Consider the following 24,066-nt stretch of genomic DNA (forward strand, 5'->3'; position numbering starts at 1 on the left):
AAAGGGATGTCCAGTACACGAATCGAACACGATGCGTTCGGCCCCGTCGAAATCCCGGCCGACCGCCTGTGGGGCGCACAAACCCAGCGGGCCCTGCAGGTCTTCGGCAGCAAGCAGCCGTTTCCCGCCAGCCTGATCCGCGCCTTCGGCCAGCAAAAGCGCGCCTGTGCCCGCGCCAATGCGCGGCTCGGCACACTGGCCCCGGCCCTGGCGGACGCCATCGAACAGGCGGCCGAGGCCTTGGCCGACGGCGCTTTCGACCAGCACTTCCCGCTGTCGATCTGGCAGACCGGCTCCGGCACCCAGACCAACATGAACGCCAACGAGGTGATCGCCAACCGCGCCAACCTGATGCTGGGAGGTGAACTGGGCAGCAAGTCACCGGTGCACCCCAACGACCACGTGAACCGCTCGCAGTCGTCCAACGACAGCTTTCCGACGGTGATGCACCTGACCACCGTGCTGGAACTGCGCGGGCGCCTGCTGCCCGCGCTGGGCCAGCTGCACAACGAACTGAAAGCCAAGGCCGACGCCTGGCAGGACGTGCTGAAAATTGGCCGCACGCACCTCATGGATGCCGTGCCGATGAGCCAAGGCCAGGCATTTGGGGCGTTTGCCCAGCAGATCCAGCACGGCATTGCACGCCTCGAAGGTTGCATGCCGCGCCTGTGCCTGTTGCCCCAGGGCGGCACGGCGGTGGGCACCGGCTTGAATACGCCAGTGGGATTCGATGTGGCGTTCTGCGAAGAAATCAGTCAGCTCACCGGCGTCGCCTTTGCAACCAACCCGTGCAAATTCGAAGGCATGGGCACTCACGATGCGTTGGTGGAAGCCTCCGGCGCGCTGAACGTGCTGGCCGTGTCACTGACCAAGATCGCCAACGATATTCGCCTGCTCGGCTCGGGTCCGCGTTGCGGCCTGGGGGAATTGATCGTGCCGGACGATGGCCTGACCTCCTCGATCATGCCCGGCAAACGCAACCCGACCATTGCTGAAGTGCTGGTGCAGGCGGCCATGCAGGTCATGGGCAATCACACCACCATCACCCTGGCGGGCGCGTCGAGCACGTTCGAGTTGAATGTGGCCAAGCCGGTGCTGATCCACAATCTGCTGCAATCGATCGAGGTGCTGACGGACGCCGTCAGCCTGTTCAGCCACAGGTTGCTCAGTGGCCTGGAGGTCAATCGCGCGCAACTCGCGCACAACGTCGAGCATTCGCTGTTGTTGGCCACGGCACTCAACCCGGTGCTGGGCTATGACCGTGTGGCGCAGATCACCCGCAAGGCTGCGGACGAGGGGCTGACACCGAAGGAAGCGGCGGTCCGGTTGGGGTTGATCAGTGCCGAGGCATACGCCCAGCACGTACGGCCGGAGGCCATGATCCGCCCGACACCTTAGCGGGCGGCGACGCCTGAAGGACGCGAGGTGCCACCGACGTGATCGGCGGCACCCTGCGCAGGTCAACGGGGGCGCTCGTCGTCCCGCTCTTTCTTGATCATGTGCTTCAGGTTGTCCAAATCGAATCGCTGGTCCTTGTACCCAGGATTACCTTTGTCATCCACGCCGATATCGGTGTCTTCCAGAAGCTCTTTGCGCTGCAGAAACTCAGTCGCTGCCTGGCGCGCTGCTGGGGTGTAGGTTTTATTCGAAGGCACTAACCCAGCGGCTTGTTTCAGTTCCTTGAAGTTGACATAGTTATCACCATCACCGTACTCGACAAAGTGCTTTTTAATCGTTTCAAGCAGCTCTGAGTTACTCATGTTTTCGAATCGATTGGAGGCATTTGCCAGGTCCTGCCGAGTAAAACTGCCATCCAGTTCGCCGGTTTTACCTTCATCATATTCTCTAAACCAACTGCCATTATCCAGCAATGCCTTTGCAATATTCATCTCATCCTCAGTCGCCGGGGTACCGTCCAGGCGGTGACCTGCAGCCACTGCATTCAGCGACCTGTCGGTGATATAGCCCGGTTTGCCCGGGTCTTCCAGGGAACTGAAGCGGGTGAGTACTCGGTTGCTGAAGTCTTCCTTATTAAGGTCGCTATACGAGTTGCTTTTATCATCCGGCATCCCGTAACCCGGCGCGCGCTGGTAGCTAGGCCGCTGCGACGAGAAGCCTGGATCTTCATAACGCGGCGCGGGTCCGGAATATTGCGAGGGAAATTGCTGGTTGACCCTGTGTTGTTGCATGGCGCCGTTATATTGGCCCCCGCGCACCGGCGGCATGGACAGTGCCTCCTGCGCCTCAAGAACATCAATAGCAGCAGATACGTCGCCGTGACTGATATACCCATCTTCCTGGCCGCCGTTATTAACTGAATCGAACAACTGTCCTATTTCCGGAATGCCGAGAATCACTTTAGCCAACTGGGTCATATCATTGTCCCAAGGATTTCTCATCGGGGCACGATTGGCCTTTTCACTGAGTGAATCTATCGTGACAAAACCCGATCTACCTGCGGTGAAATAATTAAAATTATCTGAAAATTTCTGCGCGATACCGGACCACGGAGCATTCGCATAAGGGTTATAAGAACCCCTCATTCCAACATCAGGGGGGACTGACATTAAGCCCATGCCGGAAACCGCCCGACAGTGGGGTTGTTGGGGATAACACAGGTCCATAGTTACACCTCAGGTCATGGAGTCGATAGATGCCAATCCAATAAAGCTGCTCGACGGATTAACGTTCCACTCTGTGGCCACTGACAACACGCCAGTTCCAAAGACCCGAGGCAAACAGACAACTCAGCACCGGAAAAGGACTTGGACAGGCTCAGCATACGGCCCGAGCAGCACGCCGATAAAACCTGGCATGGCTGTAGGAAAACGCCTGGAACAAACACGCTTCCTCGCAACCCAACGATCACTTTTGCAGCCGCAGTTCACACCGACAAATACCGGCTGATGGTCGCCTCATCCACCCTATCCCGCGTCTCCTCAATCACAAACCGGCCCTTCTCGATCACCAGGAAACGGTCGGCGATCTCCAGGGTAAACGACAGCACTTGCTCCGACACCACTATGGTCAGGTCGCGCAGGTTGCGAATCTCCTTCAGCGTGCGCGCGATGTCCTTGATGATCGACGGCTGGATGCCCTCGGTCGGTTCATCCAGCAGCAGCACCTTGGGATTGGTCGCCAGCGCGCGGGCAATCGCCAGCTGCTGTTGCTGGCCACCGGACAGGTTGCCACCCTTGCGCGACTGCATGTCGTAGAGCACCGGGAACAGCGCATACAGATCCTCCGGCACCTTGCCGCGTGCCGACGCCGGCAGGCCGGTCTGGATGTTCTCCAGCACCGTCATGCTCGGGAAAATCATGCGCCCCTGCGGCACATAAGCGATGCCGCGCTCCACCCGCTCATGGGTTTCCAGCGCCGACACATCGTGCCCGTCCACGCTGACCTGGCCTTTCCACTGCGGCAGGATGCCCATCAGGCTCTTGAACAAGGTGGTCTTGCCCATGCCGTTGCGGCCCATCACCGCGACGATCTCACGCTTGGCCACGTTCAGGTCCAGGTCGTGGAGGATCTGGCTCTGCCCGTAGCCGCAGGACAACTGGTCGATCTTGAACATGCCCGCTTCCTCAGTGGCCCAAATACACTTCGATGACTTTAGGGTTGCTTTGCACCGACTCCATGCTGCCCTCGGCCAGCACCTTGCCCTGGTGCAGCACGGTAACCTTGTGGGCGATGCTCTTGACGAACTCCATGTCGTGCTCGATCACCAGCACCGATCGGCCCTGGCTGATGCGATTGAGCAGCTCGGCGGTCTGCGCGCGTTCGTTGACACTCATCCCGGCCACCGGCTCATCGAGCATCAGCAACTCGGGGTCCTGCATCAGCAGCATGCCGATTTCCAGCCACTGCTTCTGTCCGTGGGACAGCAGGTCGGCCTGTTGCTGCAGCAGGTCACCGAGGAAGATTTCCCGCGCGACTTCTTCCACCCGCGCGATCACCTGGGCGTTGCGCTTGAAGAACAACGCGCCCCACACCTTGCGCCCGGCCGGGTAGGACATCTCGAGGTTCTCGAACACCGTGAGGTTCTCGTAGATCGACGGGTTCTGGAACTTGCGCCCGACGCCGGCGCGCACGATGTTGTACTCGCGCATCTTGGTCAGTTCCTGGCCGTCGAACTGGATGCTGCCGCTGGTGGCGCGGGTCTTGCCGCAGATCAGGTCGAGCACCGTGGTCTTGCCCGCGCCGTTGGGGCCGATCACCACGCGCACTTCGTTGCGGTCGATGTACAGGTTGAGGTTGTCGACCGCCTTGAAGCCGTCGAACGACACGGTGAGGCCTTCGATGGCCAGCACCGGTTTTTTCATTTCAAAGCCGACGGCGGTCATGGCTGGGTCTCCAGGATCTTGCTTTTAGCCTTGGATTTAACCGACGGGCTCGCCGGAGTCGCCGCTACGGGTTTGCGCCGCAGCACTTTGGCCAGTGCCTGCCGCCCATGGCTGTCCCACAGGCCGGCCAGGCCGTTGGGGAAGTACATGACCACGGCGATAAACAGCCCGCCCATCAGGTACAGCCACAACTCGGGGAAAGACTCGGAAAAGTAGGTCTTGCCGTAGTTCACCAGCAGCGCGCCATACACCGCGCCGAGCAGTGACATGCGCCCGCCCACCGCGGCGAAAATCACCATCTCGATCGACGGCACGATGCCCACGAACGACGGCGACATGAAGCCCACCTGCAAGGCAAACATCGCCCCGCCGATCGCCGAGAACGCGGCGGCTACGCAGAATACGAAGATCTTGAAGCTGGCCACGTCGTACCCGGAAAACCGCACGCGTTCTTCCTTGTCGCGCATCGCCATCAGCAGCCGGCCGAGCTTGGACGCGAGGATGAAACGGCCAATGAAGATGCAGCCGAACAGCAAGCCGGCGTTGATGAAGTACAGGATCAGCTTCGCGCTGTCGGTGCGCAGGTCCCAGCCGAGCAGGGTCTTGAGGTCGGTGATGCCGTTGACGCCGCCGGTCAGGCCTTGCTGGCCGACGATCAACACGGTGAGGATCAGCGCAATCGCCTGGGTCACGATGGAGAAGTACACATCGCCCACGCGCCGCTTGAACAGCGCCATCCCGATGATGAACGCGAGCAGCACCGGCACCGCGATCACCGCCACCAGGGTAAAGCTGAAACTGTGGAACGGCTGCCACAGCCAGGGCAGTTCGGTGATCTGGTTCCAGTCCATGAAGTCCGGGATGCCTGGGGTTGACTGGATCTTGGTGCTCTCGGGGTCCGAGGCTTCCAGCTTGAGGAACATCGCCATGCAGTAGCCGCCGACGCCGAAGAACACGCCCTGCCCCAGGCTGAGAATGCCGCCATAGCCCCAGCACAGCACCAGGCCCACGGCGACGAACGCGTAGGTCAGGTATTTGCCGACCATGTTCAGCCGGAACGCGTCGAGGGTCAGCGGGAATACCACAAGGATCAACAGCGCCAGCAGCACGATGCCGATCAGGTTTTGCTGGCCGCCCAGCAGCTTGTCTAAAGCCTTCATCTGCTCGCCTCTACTTGCGCACTTTGATGGAGAACAACCCTTGCGGGCGCAGCATCAGGATCAGAATCACCGAGGACAGGGTGAGTACCTTGGCCATCGAGCCACTGAGGAAAAACTCCGACAGCGATTGGGTCTGGGCGATCACGAACGCCGAGGCGATGGTGCCGAACAGGCTTTGCGCGCCACCGAACACCACCACCAGGAAGGTGTCGACGATGTACTGCGATCCCGCCGTGGGCCCGGTGGAGCCGATGGTGGTGAACGCCGCGCCCGCCACACCGGCGACGCCACAACCGAGGGCGAAGGTCATGCGGTCGACCTTGCGCGTGTTGATGCCCACCGCGCGGCTCATCAGGCGGTTCTGCACCGTGGCGCGCACCTGCAGGCCCCAGCGCGAGCGGTAGAGCATGATGAAGATCGCACCGGTCAGCAGCAGGGTCAGACCCATCATGAACAGGCCGTTGCGCGGGATCTCGATGGCATCGGTGAAGTTTACCGAGCCCATCAGCCAGGCCGGTGGTTCGGCGCTGACCTCACGGGCGCCGAACACCGAGCGGAAGGTTTGCTGCATCACCAGCGACAGGCCCCAGGTGGCGAGCAAGGTGTCCAGCGGGCGCTTGTACAAGCGGCTGATCATCGCCCATTCCACCAGCCAGCCGATGGCCCCGGCCACCAGGAATGACAGGCCGATGGCGAAGAAGAAGTAATAGGGTTGGAAGCTTGGCGCAAAGTGCGCGGTGAGGCTGGAGCACACGTAGGTGGTGTAGGCGCCGATGGTCAGGAACTCGCCGTGGGCCATGTTGATCACGCCCATCTGCCCGAAGATGATCGCCAGCCCCAATGCCATCAGCAACAGCACGCAGAACACGGACAAGCCGTTGAACCCCTGCATCGCCGCGATGGCTCCAAATTCCGATAGCCATTCCATGATGATGGTCTCCTGAGCGGGAGGTAATGATGAAAACCAAGGTCTGCTTTTGATCTATGTGGGAGCGGGCTTGCTCGCGAATGCGGTGCATCAGTCAAACCATCTGTGAATGACACTGCGCTTTCGCGAGCAAGCCCGCTCCCACCTTTAGATCAGCGCCAGATCCAGGCTTATTGATAGCCCTTCGGAAACGGGTTCGGCTCGATCAGATCCGACTCGTAGATCACCTTGAACTGGCCGTTGGGCTGCACTTCACCGATGCGCGACTTGCTCCACAAGTGATGGTTCTCGTGGATCTTCACGTAGCCTTCCGGCGCGGTTTTCAGCTCGATGCCCGGCGAGGCGGCGACGACTTTATCCACGTCGAAACTGCCGGCCTTCTCCACCGCTGCTTTCCACAGCCATGGGCCGAGGTAGGCCGCCTGGGTCACGTCGCCGATCACCGCGTCCTTGCCGTACTTGGCCTTGAAGGCTTCGACGAAGGCTTTGTTGTTGGGGTTGTCCAGGCTCTGGAAGTACTTCATCGAGGCATAGAAACCGGCCATGTTTTCGCCGCCGATGCCGAGCAGTTCGTCTTCGGTCACCGACAGGGTCAGCAAGGTTTGCTTGGACGAATTCACACCTGCCGCGTTGAGCTGTTTGTAGAACGCCACGTTGGAGCCACCGACCACTGCCGCGAAGACCACATCCGGTTTCTTCAGCTTGACCTTGTTGATCAGCGAACCGAACTGGGTGTTGCCGAGTGGGTAGTAGTCTTCGCCGACCACAGTGCCGTGCAGCACGTTTTCAATGTGCTTGCGCGCGATCTTCATCGAGGTGCGCGGCCAGATGTAGTCGGAGCCGACCAGGTAGAACGTCTTGGCGCCCTTGGTCTTGGCGATCCAGTCGAGGCTGGCGAGGATCTGCTGGGTGGCTTCCTGCCCGGTGTAGATCACGTTTTTCGACTGTTCCAGGCCCTCATAGAAGGTCGGGTAGTAGAGCAGGCCGTTTTCTTTCTCGAAGATCGGCAGCACAGCCTTGCGCGAGGCCGAAGTCCAGCAGCCGAACACGGCGGCGACCTTGTCGTTGACCAGCAGCTTCTTGGCCTTTTCGGCGAAGGTCGGCCAGTCGGAGGCGCCGTCTTCCTGGATCACCTTGATCTGCCGTCCCAGGATCCCGCCCGAAGCGTTGATCTGCTCGATGGCCAGGCGTTCGGCCTGGATCGAACCGGTTTCGGAAATCGCCATGGTGCCGGTGGCCGAGTGCAACTGGCCGACGGTGACTTCAGTCGGGGTCACGGCCAGGCCTTCGTTATCGGCCAGCACGCCCTGGCTGAACAGTGCGGCCGCCAGCAAGGACAAGGCCAACAGGGGTTTGGAGCGGATCAATCGTGGTGCCATGGGGCGACTCCTCTGCAATGAGGGGTCCAGCATGGCGGCGGCCGGCCAGCACGGGTATACGCAGCCTGACGTAACGGCATACGTCATTTGACGTATGCCACTGCGCACCATTTTCGAGCAGGATCCCGCCCGCCCTGACAGCACCGATCAATGTGGGAGCTGGCTGACCTGCGATGGCGGTGTATCCATCGACTTCCCATGCCTGACCCACCGCCATCGCAGTCAAGCCAGCTCGCACATTTTGAATCGGGGCACGGAACTTGCTCATCCACCTTGCCCACTCCCCGGAGCCATCCCACCGTGCACCCCCTCCCCGGCACCCAGCGCATCGTCAAGATCCGCCGCGACTACAATTCCTGGGTCGCCGACGAGACCATGGAAGACTACGCCCTGCGCTACACGCCCAAGTCCTTTCGCAAATGGTCGGAGCTGCGCATCGCCAACACGGCCCTGGGCGCGGTGTCCTTCCTGGCTCTGGAAGCCATCGGCGGCGTGCTGGCCCTGAGTTACGGCTTCACCAATACGTTCTGGGCGATTCTCGCCATCAGCCTGGTGATCTTCCTCACCGGCCTGCCCATCAGTTACTACGCGGCGCGCTATGGCGTGGACATGGACCTGCTGACCCGTGGCGCCGGCTTCGGCTATATCGGCTCGACCATCACCTCGCTGATCTACGCCAGCTTCACCTTCCTGTTCTTCGCCCTGGAGGCGGCGATCATGGCCCTGGCGCTGGAGCTGTATTTTCATATACCGCTGGCGATCGCCTACGTGATCTGCTCGCTGCTGGTGATCCCGCTGGTGGCCTACGGCGTGACGTTGATCAGCCGCCTGCAGCTGTGGACGCAACCGGTGTGGCTGCTGTTGCTGGTGCTGCCCTATGGCTTTGTGTGGTGGAAAAACCCCGACGCCTTCAGCGACTGGACCAGCTTCGTCGGACGCAGCGGCGATGGCGGCGGCTTCAACCTGCTGGCGTTCTGCGCCGCCTGCACGGTGGCGCTGTCACTGGTGACGCAGATCGGCGAGCAAGTGGACTACCTGCGCTTCCTGCCGGAAAAAACCGCCGCCAACCGTAAGCGCTGGTGGGCCGCCCTGCTCTGCGCCGGCCCTGGCTGGATCATCCCCGGCGCGTTGAAAATGTTCGCCGGCGCGTTCCTCGCGTTTCTCGCCTTGCAACATGAAATCCCCATGGAACGCGCTGCCGAGCCGACGCAGATGTACCTGGTCGCGTTCCGATACGTGTTCAGCTCGCCGGAATGGGCGCTGGGCGCGATGGTGCTCTTCGTGTTCATCTCGCAGATGAAGATCAACCTGACCAATGCCTACGCCGGCTCACTGGCCTGGTCGAACTTCTTTGCCCGCGTGACCCACAGTCACCCGGGCCGCGTGGTGTGGCTGGTGTTCAACGTGGCCATCGCGCTGATGCTGATGGAGCTGGGCGTGTTCGATGTGATCGACCAGGTGCTGGGGCTCTACGCCAATATTGCGATTGCCTGGATCGGCACGCTGGTCGCTGACCTGGTGATCAACAAACCGCTGGGGCTGTCGCCCAGGCACATCGAGTTCAAGCGCGCGCACCTCTACGACATCAACCCGGTGGGTGTCGGCTCGATGCTGGTCGCCTCGTTGCTGTCGATCCTCGCGCACTTCGGGCTGTTCGGCAGCCTGGCCCAGGCCGCGCCGCCGTTCGTGGCGCTGGGCACGGCCTTGATCATGGCGCCGCTGTTGGCCTGGCTGACGAAAGGCAAGTACTACATCGCACGCACTAGCGACCTGCAACTGATCCACCCGGTGGCGCCCGCCACCCACGCGGTGTGCGGGCTGTGCAGCAACCCGTTCGAAACCGCCGACATGGCGTTCTGCCCGGCCTACAGCACGCCCATCTGCTCGCTGTGTTGTTCACTGGACGCACGTTGCGGCGATCGCTGCAAACCCCACGCGCGCCTGGTCACCCAGTTCGAAGGCGTGTTGCGCTGGCTGCTGCCGACTACCCTGATGCCGCGCCTGCACACACGGCTGGCCCATTACCTGGGGTTGCTGCTGGTACTGGAGCTGTTGCTCGCCAGCGCCCTGGCGTTGATTTACGTGCAGGCGGCCCAGGGTTTGCCGCACTCCGAGACCCTGTACCAAGCGTTCTTCAAGGCCTTCCTGACCCTCTCGGTACTGGCTGCCGTGCTCGCCTGGTGGGTGGTGCTGACCCGCGAAAGCCGGCGCGTGGCCCAGGAAGAGTCCGACCGCCAGACCTTGCTGCTGATGCACGAAATCGACGCCCACAGCCTCACCGACCAGGCCCTGCAACACGCCAAGGAAGCCTCCGAAGCTGCCAACGCCGCCAAGAGCCGCTATGTCACCGGGCTGTCCCATGAGCTGCGCACGCCGCTGAACAGCATTCTCGGCTTTACCCAAATCCTGCAGCGTGACGGCGCCATGCCCGAGCAGCACCAGGACGCACTCGCGACCATCCTGCGCAGCGGCTCGCACCTGTTGTCGCTGATCGACGGCCTGCTGGATGTGGCCAAGATCGAGGCCGGCAAGCTGCGCCTGGAACTCACCGAAATCCCCTTCCCCGAACTGATCCATGACCTGGAGCAGATGTTCACGCCGCAAGCCCAGGACAAGGGCCTGCGCTTTCGCCTGGACTGCGTGGGCAAGATCCCGGCGGTGGTGCGCGGTGACGAAAAGCGCGTGCGCCAGATCCTTATCAACCTGCTCGGCAATGCGGTGAATTTCACCGACAGCGGCGAGGTGTGCCTGCGGGTCAGCTACAGGCGCGAGACTGCCAATTTCGAAATCATCGACACCGGCATCGGCATTGATCCGGGGCAGATCGAGCGGATTTTCCAGCCATTCGAACGCGGTGACCTGATGCGACAGGACAAGGGCGTCGGCCTCGGGCTGACCATCACGCGCATGCTCACCTCCTTGATGGGCGGCGAGCTGCGCGTGACCAGCGAACTGGACAAAGGCACCTGCTTCCAGGTGCGGCTGTTTCTGTCCCAGGTGCGCGCGCCGCAGGCGGTGGTGCATGTGGAACACGACATCATCGGCTACCAGGGCGCGCGTCGGCGCATCCTGGTGGTGGACGACCATGTGGACCATCGCAAGGTGCTCAGTGGCATGCTCACGCCGTTGGGCTTTGAGGTGGTGCAGGCCAGCAACGGCCAGGATGCGATTCGCCAGGTGGCGCTGCTGGCCCCGGACCTGATCCTGATGGACCTGTCGATGCCGACCCTGGACGGCTACGAAACCAGCCGCCTGATCCGGCGCAATGCGCTGTGCACCGCGCCGATCATCGTGATCTCCGCCAACGCCTTTACCGACGACCGCGAGCGCAGCATCGCCGCGGCCTGCAACGACTACCTGGCCAAGCCGGTGCGCACCCCGGAACTGCTCGGGCGCCTGCAACAGCACCTCGACCTGCAGTGGCTGCGGCGCACCAAGACCTTCACCGCGCCGCCGCCGCCCAGCGTATTGCCCAGCCCTGAAGACCTTGCCGCCCTGGCGGAACTCAGCGCCATCGGCTACGTGCGCGGCCTGCACGCCAAACTCGACACGATCCTTGCACACCGACCCGATGCCGAACCGTTCATCACCAAGCTGCGCGGGCTGCTCAAGGGCTTTCGCCTGGATGAACTCAACCGAACCCTCAAGGAGGCCGCAGATGAATGCACTCACCCACAGCACTGAACCCGGCGTGGTGCTGATCGTCGACGACACCCCGGACAACCTGGCATTGCTCTGTGACGCGCTCGACGACGCCGGCTACATGGTGCTGGTGGCCCTGGACGGCCTCAGCGCGTTGAACCGCGTGCAACGCCGGCGTCCGGACCTGATCCTGCTGGACGCGATGATGCCCGGCCTGGACGGTTTCGAAACCTGTCGCCGGCTCAAGGCAATGCCGGCCAGCGCGGATGTGCCGGTGGTGTTCATGACCGGGCTGACCGACAGCAAGCACGTGGTGCAAGGCTTCGAGGTGGGTGGCAGTGACTACGTGACCAAACCGATCCAGACCGATGAGGTCCTGGCACGGGTGGCGGCGCACCTGCGCACGTCACGCATCTTGCTGTCGGCGCGGGAGGCGACGCAGCCGAATGTGCTGACGCTCGAGGATGAGCCGGCACAGCGGCTGCTGTCGGCCAGGTTCCAGTTGACCGAGCGTGAGGTGGAGGTCTTGCGCTGGGTCGCGTGCGGCAAGACCAATCGGGATATCGGCGACATCCTGGGGTTGAGCCCCAGGACGGTGAACAAGCATCTGGAGCATGTGTATGTGAAGTTGGGGGTGGAGACCCGGACGGCGGCGACATCCGTGGCCCTGGCCGCGATCTGAACAATGTGCGGGCTTGCTCGCGAACGCGGTGTGTCAGTGGACATATCCATGACTGACCTGTCGCATTCGCGAGCAAGCCCGCTCCCACACTGGTTCTTCATCGTGGCGGAGTGGGTTACCCACCGAAAGTCTGCGACGGCCTGCGCAGGGTCGGATCAAACGGGTTGATGCGTGGACCGATCGCCGCGGCTTCGCGCTTGAGCAACTCAACCACCATTGGCAAGCGGCTCGGCCCCAACCGATCACTGATGGTTGCCACACTCAGCGCCGCTACCGCGTGGCCGTCGCGATTGAGGATAGGCACCGCCAGGCCCGCCATGCCTTCCAGCACCCCGGTATTGCGCGCCGCATAACCCAGGTTGCGCACGTTCTCGACCTCCGAGCGCAGCAGCACCTCGTCGTACAGGTGAAAGTCCTTGAGCCGTGGCAGGTTGTAGCGGATCACCGTCTCGCGCTCTTCTTCCGGCAGGAACGCCAGGATCGCCAGGCTGCCCTGGCCCACGCCCAGCGCCACGCGCCCGCCGATATCGCCGGTGAAGGTACGGATCGGGTACGGCCCTTCGCTGCGGTCGAGGCAGATCGCATCGAAGCCACTGCGCGCCAGCAGGAACAGCGAATCACCCAATGACGCACTCAGGCGCAGCATGCTCGGCCGCACCAGGTCGCGCAGGTTGCCGGTCTTGCCCGCGTTCGCCGCCAGCGCAAAGAACTCCAGGCTCAAGCGATAGCGCTTGCTGCGCGCATCCTGCTCGACCATGCCCTCATCCATCAGGCTGCGTAACAGGCGGTGAGTGGTGGGCTGGGACAGGCCCACCTGTTGCGCAAGTTGGGTCACGCGTTCGCCACCTTCCGGCACCTCGCCCAGGGTGCGCAGCAGCGCAAACAGTCGGGAGACTCCGCCGGCGCCGACTTCCCGGGCATTTTCATTCCGCTCAGTGGAATCCATATCACGTGATCTCTGAGAAAATTCTGGTGAGTGAATAAAAACGAAAAAAGTAGTTCATTGAGTGAAATTCCATCTTCCGCCCATCCTAGTCTTCGTCCTAATCTGCGTCCACAGGGGCGAAATGAACAACTAACGGCAGCCGACTCAAGATCGAGCGCCAACGCACCGGCAACACCTCATTCGCATCTGCCCAAAACAAAAAAGCGCGTTTCGACGCGACTCAAAAAAAGGTGGAACGCAGACATGGCATTTCTCCAACTCAACGCCTTGAGCAAACGCTACGGCGCCGTCGACGCGGTGGTCGCCACTGACCTGGCGGTGGAAAAAGGCGAGTTCGTTTCGCTGCTCGGCCCTTCCGGCTGCGGCAAGACCACCACCCTGCAAATGATCGCCGGTTTCGTCGATGTCAGCGCCGGGCAGATCCTGCTCGACGGGCGCGACATCACCCACGCCAAGCCCGCCAGCCGTGGCCTGGGCGTGGTATTCCAGAGCTATGCGCTGTTCCCGCACATGACCGTGCGCGACAACGTCGCCTTCGGCCTGAAGATGCGCAAAGTGCCGGCCGCCGAGATCGCCAGCAAGGTCAAGACCGTGCTCGAACTGGTGCGCCTGGCACCCCACGCCGAGCGTTACCCACGGGAGCTGTCCGGCGGCCAGCGCCAACGCGTGGCCCTGGCCCGCGCCCTGGTGATCGAACCACCGGTATTGCTGCTCGATGAACCGCTGTCCAACCTCGACGCCAACCTGCGCGAAGAGATGCAGTTCGAGATCCGTCGCATCCAGTGCGCCGTCGGTATCACCACGTTGATGGTGACCCACGACCAGGCCGAAGCCCTGTCGATCAGCGACCGCGTGGTGGTGATGCAGGCCGGCCGCGTGACCCAGATCGACGCGCCGTACAAGCTCTACGAACACCCACGCACGCGCTTTATCTCGGACTTCGTCGGCAAGGCCAACTTGCTCGCCGGTGATTACGATCAACTGGGTATCCCGCAAGTGCGCCACGAAAGCGGCGACGGCGAACTCGTCCTGAGCCTGCGCCCGGAAAAGATCAGCCTGGTGCAAGCCGGTGCCGGACGCCTGCAGGGCAAGGTGCTCGACCGCTACTTCTTCGGCAGCCAATGGCTGTACCGCATCCACACCCCTCTCGGCGAAATCACCGTGGTGCGCAGCAATGACGGCAGCGCGCCGCTGGGCTGCGGCGCGGCGGTCGGCCTGGAGTGGCAGGCCGAACTGCTGCGGGTACTGGCGGCGGATGAGGTGCACGCATGAGTCGCGGCTACTTGCTTTCACTGCCGGCCCTGCTGCTGTTTACCGGGCTGCTGATCCTGCCGCTCGGGCTGACACTGGTGCTGTCGTTCAACGTGTTCGACTACCAGGTCGGCGTCAAGGGCGATGAATGGACCCTGGCCCACTACCTGGCGCTGTTCAGTGACTCGTACTTCTACGAGATCTTCTGGCGCACCTTCTGGATCAGCGCGCTGGTGACCCTGCTGTGCGTGGTGATCGGCGTCCCCGAGGCTTACATCCTCAGTCGCATGGGCACGCCATGGCGCTCGATCTTCCTGATCCTGATCCTCACGCCGCTGCTGATTTCGGTGGTAGTGCGCGCCTTCGGCTGGAGCCTGCTGCTGGGTGCCGACGGGCTGGTCAACCAGGTGATCCAGGCCCTCGGCGGGCGCCCGGTGAAGCTGCTGTACACGCCATTCGCAGTGATCATCGCGCTGGTGCACGTGATGCTGCCGTTCATGATCATTCCGGTGTGGACCTCGCTGCAAAAGCTCGACCCGTCGGCTGAACAGGCCGCGCTGTCGCTGGGTGCAAGCCAGGCCACGGTGATGCGCAGGATCGTGTTGCCCCAGGTGATGCCCGGCGTGCTGTCCGGCACCCTGATCGTGTTCGGCCTGGCCGCCAGTTCGTTTGCGATTCCCGGCCTGCTTGGCGGACGACGCCTGAAAATGGTCGCCACCGTGGTGTACGACCAGTACCTCTCGGAACTCAACTGGCCCATGGGCGCCACCATCGCGGTGGTGCTGCTGTTGGTCAATCTGCTGATCATGCTGAGCTGGAACCGCATGGTCGAAGGCCGCTATAAAAAGTCCCTGGGGGTTTAAGCGCATGTCCAGAAACGGTCCTTTGGCCCTCGGCTTTCACGGCCTGGTGGTGCTGTTCATGATGGCGCCGCTGGTGGTGGTCTGCCTGGTGGCCTTCACCCCGGAAAACACCTTGAGCCTGCCCACCTCGGGCTTCTCCCTGCGCTGGTTTCGCGCAGTGTTCGAGCGTGCCGACTTTATCCAGGCGTTCTACAACAGCCTGATCCTGGCGTTTACCGCCGCGACCCTGGCCACCTTGATTGCCGTGCCGGCGGCCTTGGCGATCAGCCGATACTCGTTCCCGGGGCGCAACTTTTTCAGCGCGTTGTTCCTGTCGCCGATCATCATTCCGCACCTGGTCCTGGGCGTGGCGATGCTGCGCCTGTTCGCGCTGATGGGCGTGAACGGCAGCTTCACCTGGCTGATGCTCGCGCACGTGGTGATCATCACCCCGTATGTGCTGCGCCTGGTGCTGGCAGCGGCGATCGGTATTGACCGCAGTGCCGAACAGGCTGCGGAGTCCCTGGGCGCCGGGCGCTTCACGCTGTTTCGGCAGATCACCCTGCCGATGATTTTGCCCGGCGTCGCCGGGGGTTGGCTGCTGGCCTTCATCAACAGTTTCGATGAGGTGACGTTGTCGATCTTCGTCAGTTCGCCGGCCACGCAGACCCTGCCAGTGCGCATGTACGTGTACGCCACCGAGTCCATCGACCCGATGATGGCGGCGGTGTCGGCGCTGGTGATCGCGCTGACGGCGGCGACCATGATTCTGCTCGACCGGGTCTACGGCCTGGACCGCGTGCTGGTGGGGAAACATTGATGGCCTTGTTCAAACGATTGGCCGAAACCACGCGCCCTGCCCTGGCCTTTACCCTGGATGGACAACCCGCCACCGGCTTGCTCGGCGACACGTTGCTGACCGCCGTACTGACCTGCGCCGAGCACCTGCGCGGCAGTGATTTCAGCGCCGAACGCCGCGCCGGGTTTTGCCTGATGGGCGCCTGCCAGGATTGCTGGGTGCGACTTGAGGATGGGCGCCGCGTGCGGGCCTGCTCGACGCTGCTGGAAGAAGGCCAGGCGATCAGCCGCGAGCCGGGGCGCCAGCTATGAAGCCGGTGGTGATTGTCGGTGCCGGCCCGGCAGGGATCAGCGCTGCGCGCACCCTGCTCGACCATGGCATCAACGCCTGCCTGGTGGATGAAAGCCTGCGCGGCGGCGGGCAGATCTATCGGCGCCAGCCGGCAAACTTCCAGCGTACGGCCAAGCAGATCTACGGGTTCGAGGCGCGCAAGGCCGAGGCCGTGCACCGTACGCTGGATGAACTCGCGCCGCTGATCGACTACCGCCCGCAAACACTGGTGTGGAACGCCGAGGATGGGCGCCTGGACATGCTCAATAACGGGCGTGCCGAGAGCGTCGAGTATGCGCGGATCATCGTCGCCACCGGCGCCACCGACCGCATCCTGCCAGTCCCGGGCTGGACCTTGCCGGGGGTGTACAGCCTGGGCGCGGCGCAAATCGCCTTGAAGTATCAGGGCTGCGCGATTGGTGAACGGGTGGCGTTTTGTGGCAGCGGACCGTTGCTGTATTTGGTCGCGTACCAGTACGCCAAGGCCGGCGCCCAGGTGGTGGCAGTGCTCGACAGCGCGCCGTTCAGCGCGCAATGCCGTGCAGTGCCGGCCCTGCTCCGGCAACCGTTGACCTTGGCCAAGGGCTTGTATTACCGCGCCTGGCTGACCGCTCACGGCGTGCCCGTGCATCAGGGCGCGACGCTTCAACAGATCGACGGCGAGCAACGCGTGCGTGGTATCCGCTGGGACCAGCAGGTGCTGGAATGTGACGCCGTGGGCTTCGCCCATGCCTTGCGCAGCGAGACACAGCTGGCGGACTTGCTCGGCTGTGAGTTTGCCTGGAGCGCGTTGAATCGCGCCTGGTTGCCGCAACGCGACGGCGCCGGACGCAGCAGTGTGCGCGACGTGTACCTGGCCGGCGATGGCGCCGGAATCATGGGGGCAGACGCGGCAGCAATGGCCGGCGAACGCGCAGCCTTGGCGGTGCTGGAAGATTCAGGCATTGCCATTGATCATCGCCGCCCGGCTGAGCTGGAACAGCAACTGGCGGCTATCCAGCGCTTTCGCCATGGCCTGGAAACCGCATTCCCGTTTCCTGAAGACTGGGCCGCGCAGGCGCCGGATGCGTTGATCCTGTGCCGCTGCGAGGAAGTCAGCGTCGGTGATGTGCGCGCCGTGGTCGATGAAGGCCATTGGGAAATCAATCGGGTCAAGGCGCATTGCCGCGTCGGCATGGGTCGCTGCCAGGGCCGCATGTGCGGGCTGGCGGCGGCGGAAATCGTCGCCGAGCGCAGCGGTCGCGCAGTTGAAAACGTCGGCCGCCTGCGTGGCCAGGCTCCGATCAAGCCGTTGCCGTTCGGCGTGGAGGTGCAGCCATGATCGACGTCATCGTACTCGGCGGCGGCATTGTCGGCGCTTCGGCAGCCTTGATGCTGGCGCAGAAGGGCCAGCGCGTGGCCCTGGTGGAACGGGATTTTTGCGGCTCGCATTCCAGTGGAGTGAATTACGGCGGCGTGCGCCGACAGGGCCGGCCGCTGCATCAGTTACCGCTGTCGCAACGCGCGCATGCGCTGTGGTCCGACCTGCCGGGGTTGATCGGCATCGATGGTGAGTACGTGCGTTCCGGACATCTGAAACTCGCGCGCAGCGCGGCGGATTTTGCTGCGCTGCAAGCCTATGCCGAGCACACCCGAGGCTTTGGCCTGGGCTTGCAGTTGCTGGATTACACCGAGCTACGTGCACGCTTTCCCTGGGTCGGCGATATCGCCGTGGGCGCTTCGTTGTGTCCGGAAGACGGGCATGCCAACCCGCGATTGGTGTCTCCGGCTTTCGCCCGTGCCGCGCAACGCCTTGGCGCGGCGGTCCATGAGCAGGCCGAAGTGCTTCAGGTCGAACATGACGGCCAGCGCTTTCAGGTGCGCTGCGCCAACGGCCTGCACTTGCAGGCGCCGTGGTTACTCAATTGCGCCGGCGCCTGGGCCGGCACCGTCGCCGCGCACTTTGGCGAGTCGGTGCCGATTACCTCGGCGCATCCGGCGATGCTGGTCACCGAGCCATTGCCGATGGTGATGAACGTGAGCACCGGCGTCGAAGGCGGCGGGATTTATGCGCGGCAGGTCGCCCGGGGCAATTGCATCCTCGGTGGCGGGCGCGGTTTTGCCCTCGGCCCGCTGACGGCGCGCCCTGGCCAGGCCGCAGTGCTGGAGATTCTGCGCAATGCCGGCGAGTTGTACCCGTTTCTCAAGGGTGCCCAGGCGATTCGCACCTGGAGCGGCACCGAAGGTTACCTACCCGATCACGAACCGGTGATCGGTCCCAGCAGTACCCAACCGGGCTTGCTCCACGGTTTCGGCTTTGCCGGCGCCGGGTTCCAGCTCGGCCCCGCGGTCGGTGAAGCCCTGGCAGAGATTGTCTGCGACGGGGCCAGCCGCCAACCCATCGAAGCGTTTTCCATCCGTCGTTTCCAAGCCTGAGAGGAAAAACCTCCATGAACCTCCGTATTGCGCTGTCCTGCTTGTCCCTCGCCTTGCTCACCACCACCGCAAACGCCGCGCCGACGCTGTACCTGGGCATGAACGGCGGCACCATGGAACGGGTGTACGCCGACAAGGTGCTGCCCGCGTTCGAGAAGGCCAACAACGTCAAGGTGGTGATCGTGCCTGGCACCTCGTCGGACATCCTCGCCAAGGTCCAGGCCAACAAAGACAACCCGCAGATGCACGTGATGTTCCTCGACGACGGCATCATGTACCGCGCCATCTCCATGGGCCTGTGCGACACGTTGGCGCCGAGCCCGACCCTGGAGCAGATCCCGGCCAAGGCGAAAATCAAGCAGCAGGCCGTGGCCGTGACCCTGGGCGTCACCGGCCTGGGCTACAACGCCAAGATGTTCAAGGAAAAAGGCTGGGCCGCGCCCACCTCGTGGATGGACCTGGCCGACCCGCGCTTCAAGGACAAAGTGGTGTTCCAGTCCCTGGCCTCGTCGACCTTCGGCCTGCACGGCTTCTTGATGTTCAACCGCATCCAGGGCGGCGATGAAACCAACGTCGACCCGGGCTTCAAGGCCTGGCCGAAAACCGTTGGCCCCAACGTACTGGAATACATCGCCAGCTCGGCGAAAATCTCCGAGATGGTGCAGACCGACGAAGCGGCGATCTTCCCCCTCACCCCAACCCAGGTCACCACCCAGAAGTTGCTCGGCGTGCCGATGGAATATGCGCAACCGAAGGAAGGCGCGGTGGTGCTGAACGTGGCTGAATGCGTGATTGCACGCAATGACCAGCCGGAACTGGCGCAGAAACTCGCAGCATTTTTGCTGACCGCCGAGGCCCAGGCACCGGCGCTGGAAGAAGGCGACCAGATCCCGTCGAACCCCACCACGCCGACCACCGACAAGACCCGCGCGCGGGTGGAGGCGATGCAGGGTTACTTGCAGACGGCGATTTCGATTGACTGGGACCAGGTGAACCAGGCGCGGCCGGAGTGGAATGCGCGGTGGAGTCGGTCGATCGAGCGGTAACGCCTTATAACCGCTCCTGGCGCCGATTCTTCTGGCGTTGGGTGCGGATTATTCTACCGATACGTTGGCGTTCTTCGCGCAGTTTTACCCACTCGTTACGGGCTTCCCGGTGGCGTTTACTGTTGAGCAATAGCAGGGCGAGCAGTGGGAACAGGATGCCTGACACATAGAAAACTGTGTGAGGGCGATAGACGATAGTCGGGAGAACGCCGACCAAGCACAAGAGCATCAAGATGACCGGAATGCAGATCCATCCTAGATAGCCACGGACAACCATGAAGTTGCAGTGGGCGATAAGAAAAGACGCAACGAGTACTGAAAAATAGGAATACCTGAGGCGTTCACTAACAGGTAGCACTTCAAAGTAACTGTCGATCATCATCGGTATGCCGATGACGAGAGTGAGCCCCTGAGCAAAAAGTGCCCCCATAGAAACAGGAAAATAGCGCTTCAAATAACGCAAGAGTTCCTTATAGGTCATCAGAAATATCATTCTTCAAACGCCTCATATAATCCCACGGCAATCGTTCGGAAATTGCCATTTACAATGCTACCCCCCGAAGTCAATGAGGCACCTATGACATCCTTGATCTGGGTAACAGTGGCATGACGAAGACTCGCAGGGGTAAATCGCTTGGGTAAATCACCTGCCAGCTGTTTCAACTTCATCATTTTCGAAGTCAACTGCGGATGTTGAATACTCAATAACTCCTTCGTCAACTTTGCTCTTTCCTGTCGAGTAAGCCCCCTGAGTACTTGATACCAACCTTTGCCTGTGGCTGCCTTCGTCAAATTGACGAGTTTGACAGTTGTTAAGAAGGAGGTACCAGCACCAACAAGCGCAACCGCGTCTAACGCAGCGGTCGCGTGTTGATACCAAGGATCACTGTCCAGCAAATGATTGTTCGAGGGATCGGTCAACTCGTTGTATACACGGTACCCACCCACAACGCATTGAACGAAACTGGCCGTCGCAGATGTGTAGCCAACAGCCGCAACCACCGAACTGATACCGCCAGTAAATGGAATTGCAGCGGTACCACTGACAGCCACAAGCCAACCTAAAATAGCACTGCCGCATGCGAACCCCATCCCTAATGCCTCAAACACGAGTTGCGATTCCCTAGGTTCTTGCTCCAACCGCCGGACAAAATCCAACCGCGCCATCGACCTCGGCATCTCGCGCAAAATCACGCGTTTGGGCAGCACACTGCAGATCGGTTGAAACTCGCGCAACGTCACCGGCCACAACTGTGAATCGAGGTACACCACCCCTGCTCCGGCAATCGCCGGATCAGCGTCGATCACAGCAAACAATCGACGCAGGTCAATGCTGCTTTCAACCCGCTCACGGGTGGTGAGGTGGGCCTTGGGGAATCCGTCCTTCAATACGCTGGTAGCCATTCCTTTACTCCAGAATTCTCAAGAGCGCAGAGCGTAAAGAATCAATATCCACCAGGAATGTAGGAAGGTTTCCTTTTTCAAGACAGGCACTTCTCGATCTCGCCTCAGAGCCTTGTAGTCAATCCTGGGAATGGGAAAAGTACGCCCCGCGCCACTACCGGCGAACGATCAGACAAGGACCGAAGATGGCGATCGATATGTTTTTGAAGCTGGGAGATATCAAGGGCGAGTCCAGGGATCAGGCGCATCGGGATGAAATCGATATCACCCGCTGGGGCTGGAGCCTGTCTCAGTCTGGCTCCATGCACAGCGGCACGGGCGGCGGCGCCGGTAAGGTCAATATGGCGAATATCGCGATTGAAAAGAGCCTGGATAAATCCACGCCAAACCTGATGATGGCCTGTGCTACCGGCAAGCATTATCCGGAAGCCCGCATTGTGGTGCGCAAGGCTGGAGGCGACAGCAGTGTGGAGTATCTGCTGATCACCTTGAAGGAGGTTATGGTTGCCTCTTACGAGACACGCGCTGCGGCGTCCAACGATGTGCTTACGGAAGAAATCAGCCTTAACTTCGCCAAGGTGGAAGTCAGTTACCAGCCGCAGAAAGCCGATGGCGGCAAGGATGGCGGGCCGATCCGGTTCGGCTGGAACATTCGCGAGAACAGCAAACTGTAGGCGCGGCCAGCGAAAAACCACAACGATAACGCGGGCATGCTGGAAGTACGCGGTGCCGATGGGTTTTTCGCTGGCGAGCCCGCGCCTACGAGGGGGTGATGGGCAGTGCGCGCTTGTGGGCGGTCTTGAGGTAGGCCTGCTCGACAAGGGTCCTCACTCGTTCGCTCACCGGCTCGCCCATCAGGTAGGCGTCGATCTCTGCATAAGTACAGCCGTAGGCGTGTTCGTCCGGTTTGCCCGGCACCAGCTCTTCCAAGTCGGCGGTCGGCAGTTTGTGCACCAGCGTCGCCGGGGCGCCGAGGGCGCTGGCCAGCAGGCGGACCTGGGTCTTGGTCAGCCCCGAGAGCGGCGCCAGGTCGCAGGCGCCGTCGCCGAATTTGGTGAAGAAACCCATCAGCGCTTCGGCGCCATGGTCGGTGCCGACCACCAGGCCGTTGTGCAGGTTGGCCACCGCGTACTGGGCGATCATGCGGGTGCGGGCCTTGACGTTGCCCTTGATGAAATCCACGTGGCTGGCGCTGGCTTCGTTGGCGTCGAGGCTGGCCATCAGGCCGTCGACGCTGGCGGCGATGTTCAGGGTGTCGATGTGGTCCGGAGCGATGAAATCCAGCGAGGCCTGGGCATCGCTTTCATCGGCCTGGGTTCTATAGGGCAGGCGCATGGCGATAAAGCGCGCGGCGTAATCCTCATTTCGCAGTTGCTCTACCGCCAACTGGCACAGGCGGCCGGCGGTCAGCGAGTCGACACCGCCACTGATGCCCAGTACCAAGGCCTTGCAGTCGGACTGACGCAAGGTGTTCTTGATGAAGTCGATCCGCCGCTGGATCTCTTTGGCTTCACCGCCCTCGCCCAGTTGCCGATCGATATTCAGTTCCTGCGCGATACGTTCTTGGGTTTGCATATCACACCTCTGTATTGCCGGGATTGACCTGTGGGAGCGGGCTTGCTCGCGAAGACGACGTGTCAGTCGACCCCGTCAGCGCTGATCCACCGCATTCGGGAGCACGCCCTCTCCTACAGAAAATACCTGGGCCGCGTACTGCAAGAACGACGGGTCTTCGCAGACGTTCTTGATCGGATCATCGGAGAATTTCACCACCGGCTCGCCGTGCACCCGCACCAGCTTCATCACGATGCTCAGCGGCTCGACGCCCTCCACATCGCAGGCCAGGCTGGTGCCCATGCCGAAACCGAACTTGGCCTTGCCACGGATGTGCCGCAGGATCGGCAGGCATTTTTCGAAGTTCAGGCCGTCGGAAAACATCAGGTCCTTGGTCATCGGGTCGATGCCCAACTGTTTGTAGCGGGCCAGCACCTTGTCGGCCCAGGCGATAGGGTCGCCGGAGTCCTGGCGCAGGCCGTCGTAGAGCTTGGCGAAGTACAGGTCGAAATCCTTGAGGAAAAAGTCGGTGCTGATGCAGTCGGTCAAGGCGATGCCGAGGCGGCCCCGGTACTCGCGCACCCAGTTTTCCAGCGCCGCGTTCTGGCTTTCACGCAGGCGGCCCAGTTGCTGGTGCACCATCAGCCATTGGTGGGCCATGGTGCCGATCAGCGGCAGGTCGAACTCATAGGCCAGGTGCGCATTGCTGGTGCCGACGAACTGGCCGGGGAAGTCGCGGCGCATGATGTCCACCACTTCGCGTTGGGCCTTGAACGACAGGCGCCGGCGGGTCGAGAAGTCCGACACACGCAAGTCGGCCAGCTCCTCGCGGCTGAGGTTTTTCTCGAGCCAGTCGAACTTCTGGTAGAGCTTGCGGGTGACGTCTTCCAGGCTCACGTCGGGGTATTTGTCGCGGTTGCGCAACTCGCTGACCAGCGCCAGGACCGGCTGCTCGAACATGATGCAGTGCAGCATCGGGCCGACCACGCGGATGTTCAACTGGCCGTCGATCTCACTGACGTGGATATAACGCAGATTGAAGCGAAACAGGCCGAGGAAGCGCTCGTAGTCCGGGGTCAGGTATTCGCGAAAACGCGGGTTGAACAAAAAGCGCAGCTCGCCTTCTCGCATCTGCAGGCCGGCCATGTTCTCCAGCTCGGCGCGCAACGCGGGGATCAGGTGGCCGAGCTTTTCCCTGGAGCGGACGATGAAGTTGTATTCCACATCGACATTCGGGTGCTGGTGCAACACCGCCTGCATCATGGTGAAGGTGTAGTAGTCGGTGTCGAGCAAGCCCTGGATCACCGGGGATTCGTAGTCGTAGGCACTTTCCATGGTGGATCTC

The 24,066-nt window shown here is 62.0% G+C and carries 22 protein-coding genes; 11 read left to right on the top strand and 11 right to left on the bottom strand.

Going from position 1 to position 24,066, the window contains the following annotated elements; all coding sequences use genetic code 11:
* Window positions 1–6 precede the first annotated feature (6 nt).
* Entirely contained in the window at window positions 7–1,398 is a 1,392-nt protein-coding gene (locus C9990_RS19175) for a lyase family protein (protein ID WP_065906051.1), read from the top strand.
* A 62-nt stretch (window positions 1,399–1,460) separates the two neighbouring features.
* On the opposite strand, the gene C9990_RS19180 is transcribed toward C9990_RS19175, so the two are convergent.
* The 6 genes from C9990_RS19180 to urtA all read right to left on the bottom strand — a co-directional run bounded on the left by C9990_RS19180 (window position 1,461) and on the right by urtA (window position 7,810).
* The gene (locus C9990_RS19180; protein ID WP_157955088.1) at window positions 1,461–2,543 is read right to left on the bottom strand and encodes a hypothetical protein; all 1,083 of its coding nucleotides are present in this window, start codon (window positions 2,541–2,543) and stop codon (window positions 1,461–1,463) included.
* A 341-nt stretch (window positions 2,544–2,884) separates the two neighbouring features.
* Entirely contained in the window at window positions 2,885–3,574 is a 690-nt protein-coding gene (gene urtE, locus C9990_RS19185; RefSeq protein ID WP_046383753.1) for an urea ABC transporter ATP-binding subunit UrtE, read from the bottom strand.
* A 10-nt stretch (window positions 3,575–3,584) separates the two neighbouring features.
* A complete protein-coding gene (urtD, locus tag C9990_RS19190) occupies window positions 3,585–4,343 on the bottom strand; it encodes an urea ABC transporter ATP-binding protein UrtD (RefSeq protein WP_025855702.1) in 759 nt (252 codons plus the stop codon).
* Window positions 4,340–5,503, bottom strand: coding sequence for an urea ABC transporter permease subunit UrtC (urtC, locus tag C9990_RS19195; protein ID WP_065906047.1), 1,164 nt, complete (start codon window positions 5,501–5,503; stop codon window positions 4,340–4,342). Before urtC ends, urtD begins: the two co-directional genes overlap by 4 nt.
* 10 nt (window positions 5,504–5,513) lie before the next feature.
* Window positions 5,514–6,431: an urea ABC transporter permease subunit UrtB gene (gene urtB / locus C9990_RS19200; RefSeq protein ID WP_065906044.1), complete on the bottom strand. Its 918-nt coding sequence runs from the start codon at window positions 6,429–6,431 to the stop codon at window positions 5,514–5,516.
* Between the two features lie 170 nt (window positions 6,432–6,601).
* Window positions 6,602–7,810: an urea ABC transporter substrate-binding protein gene (gene urtA, locus C9990_RS19205; RefSeq protein WP_065906042.1), complete on the bottom strand. Its 1,209-nt coding sequence runs from the start codon at window positions 7,808–7,810 to the stop codon at window positions 6,602–6,604.
* 300 nt (window positions 7,811–8,110) lie between these two features.
* On the opposite strand from urtA, the gene C9990_RS19210 reads away from it, so the two are divergent.
* Together C9990_RS19210 and C9990_RS19215 are read left to right on the top strand one after the other, a co-directional pair.
* Window positions 8,111–11,494: an ATP-binding protein gene (locus tag C9990_RS19210; protein ID WP_106804312.1), complete on the top strand. Its 3,384-nt coding sequence runs from the start codon at window positions 8,111–8,113 to the stop codon at window positions 11,492–11,494.
* Window positions 11,469–12,134, top strand: a complete 666-nt coding sequence (locus C9990_RS19215; protein ID WP_065906038.1) for a response regulator — start codon at window positions 11,469–11,471, stop codon at window positions 12,132–12,134. Before C9990_RS19210 ends, C9990_RS19215 begins: the two co-directional genes overlap by 26 nt.
* A gap of 115 nt (window positions 12,135–12,249) precedes the next feature.
* Here C9990_RS19215 and C9990_RS19220 read toward each other — a convergent pair whose 3' ends face one another.
* On the bottom strand, window positions 12,250–13,080 hold the full coding sequence (locus C9990_RS19220; RefSeq protein ID WP_106804313.1) for an IclR family transcriptional regulator: 831 nt from the start codon (window positions 13,078–13,080) through the stop codon (window positions 12,250–12,252).
* A gap of 243 nt (window positions 13,081–13,323) precedes the next feature.
* Between C9990_RS19220 and C9990_RS19225 the strand changes: the two genes are divergently transcribed.
* From C9990_RS19225 to C9990_RS19255, 7 genes are read left to right on the top strand one after another with little or no spacing between them, the layout of a single operon-like run.
* Entirely contained in the window at window positions 13,324–14,352 is a 1,029-nt protein-coding gene (locus C9990_RS19225; protein ID WP_106804314.1) for an ABC transporter ATP-binding protein, read from the top strand.
* The gene (locus C9990_RS19230) at window positions 14,349–15,194 is read left to right on the top strand and encodes an ABC transporter permease (RefSeq protein ID WP_065906033.1); all 846 of its coding nucleotides are present in this window, start codon (window positions 14,349–14,351) and stop codon (window positions 15,192–15,194) included. The genes C9990_RS19225 and C9990_RS19230 overlap by 4 nt, the downstream gene beginning before the upstream one ends.
* A 4-nt stretch (window positions 15,195–15,198) precedes the next feature.
* On the top strand, window positions 15,199–15,993 hold the full coding sequence (locus tag C9990_RS19235) for an ABC transporter permease (protein WP_065906030.1): 795 nt from the start codon (window positions 15,199–15,201) through the stop codon (window positions 15,991–15,993).
* Window positions 15,993–16,283, top strand: a complete 291-nt coding sequence (locus tag C9990_RS19240; protein WP_065906028.1) for a (2Fe-2S)-binding protein — start codon at window positions 15,993–15,995, stop codon at window positions 16,281–16,283. The genes C9990_RS19235 and C9990_RS19240 overlap by 1 nt, the downstream gene beginning before the upstream one ends.
* Window positions 16,280–17,623 carry an NAD(P)/FAD-dependent oxidoreductase gene (locus tag C9990_RS19245; protein ID WP_106804315.1) on the top strand — a complete coding sequence of 448 codons (1,344 nt, stop codon included), beginning with the start codon at window positions 16,280–16,282 and terminating at the stop codon, window positions 17,621–17,623. The genes C9990_RS19240 and C9990_RS19245 overlap by 4 nt, the downstream gene beginning before the upstream one ends.
* On the top strand, window positions 17,620–18,717 hold the full coding sequence (locus C9990_RS19250; RefSeq protein ID WP_106804316.1) for an FAD-binding oxidoreductase: 1,098 nt from the start codon (window positions 17,620–17,622) through the stop codon (window positions 18,715–18,717). Before C9990_RS19245 ends, C9990_RS19250 begins: the two co-directional genes overlap by 4 nt.
* Before the next feature lie 14 nt (window positions 18,718–18,731).
* The gene (locus tag C9990_RS19255; protein ID WP_106804317.1) at window positions 18,732–19,763 is read left to right on the top strand and encodes an ABC transporter substrate-binding protein; all 1,032 of its coding nucleotides are present in this window, start codon (window positions 18,732–18,734) and stop codon (window positions 19,761–19,763) included.
* 4 nt (window positions 19,764–19,767) lie between these two features.
* Here C9990_RS19255 and C9990_RS19260 read toward each other — a convergent pair whose 3' ends face one another.
* Complete coding sequence (locus tag C9990_RS19260; protein WP_256595115.1) at window positions 19,768–20,244, bottom strand: hypothetical protein; 477 nt, start codon at window positions 20,242–20,244, stop codon at window positions 19,768–19,770.
* A gap of 8 nt (window positions 20,245–20,252) precedes the next feature.
* Complete coding sequence (locus C9990_RS19265) at window positions 20,253–21,167, bottom strand: NAD synthetase (protein WP_106804319.1); 915 nt, start codon at window positions 21,165–21,167, stop codon at window positions 20,253–20,255.
* 185 nt (window positions 21,168–21,352) lie between these two features.
* Here C9990_RS19265 and C9990_RS19270 point away from each other — a divergent pair, with 185 nt between their 5' ends.
* Complete coding sequence (locus tag C9990_RS19270) at window positions 21,353–21,841, top strand: type VI secretion system tube protein Hcp (RefSeq protein ID WP_106804320.1); 489 nt, start codon at window positions 21,353–21,355, stop codon at window positions 21,839–21,841.
* An 85-nt stretch (window positions 21,842–21,926) separates the two neighbouring features.
* Here C9990_RS19270 and nadE read toward each other — a convergent pair whose 3' ends face one another.
* Window positions 21,927–22,742, bottom strand: a complete 816-nt coding sequence (nadE, locus tag C9990_RS19275) for an ammonia-dependent NAD(+) synthetase (RefSeq protein ID WP_106804321.1) — start codon at window positions 22,740–22,742, stop codon at window positions 21,927–21,929.
* A 75-nt stretch (window positions 22,743–22,817) separates the two neighbouring features.
* Window positions 22,818–24,056 (bottom strand): nicotinate phosphoribosyltransferase, encoded by a 1,239-nt coding sequence (gene pncB, locus C9990_RS19280; protein WP_106804322.1) that lies wholly within the window; start codon window positions 24,054–24,056, stop codon window positions 22,818–22,820.
* Between the last annotated feature and the right edge of the window lie 10 nt (window positions 24,057–24,066).

This window comes from Pseudomonas sp. S5D5 (assembly GCF_003013355.1).
Lineage (GTDB): Bacteria > Pseudomonadota > Gammaproteobacteria > Pseudomonadales > Pseudomonadaceae > Aquipseudomonas > Aquipseudomonas aylmerensis.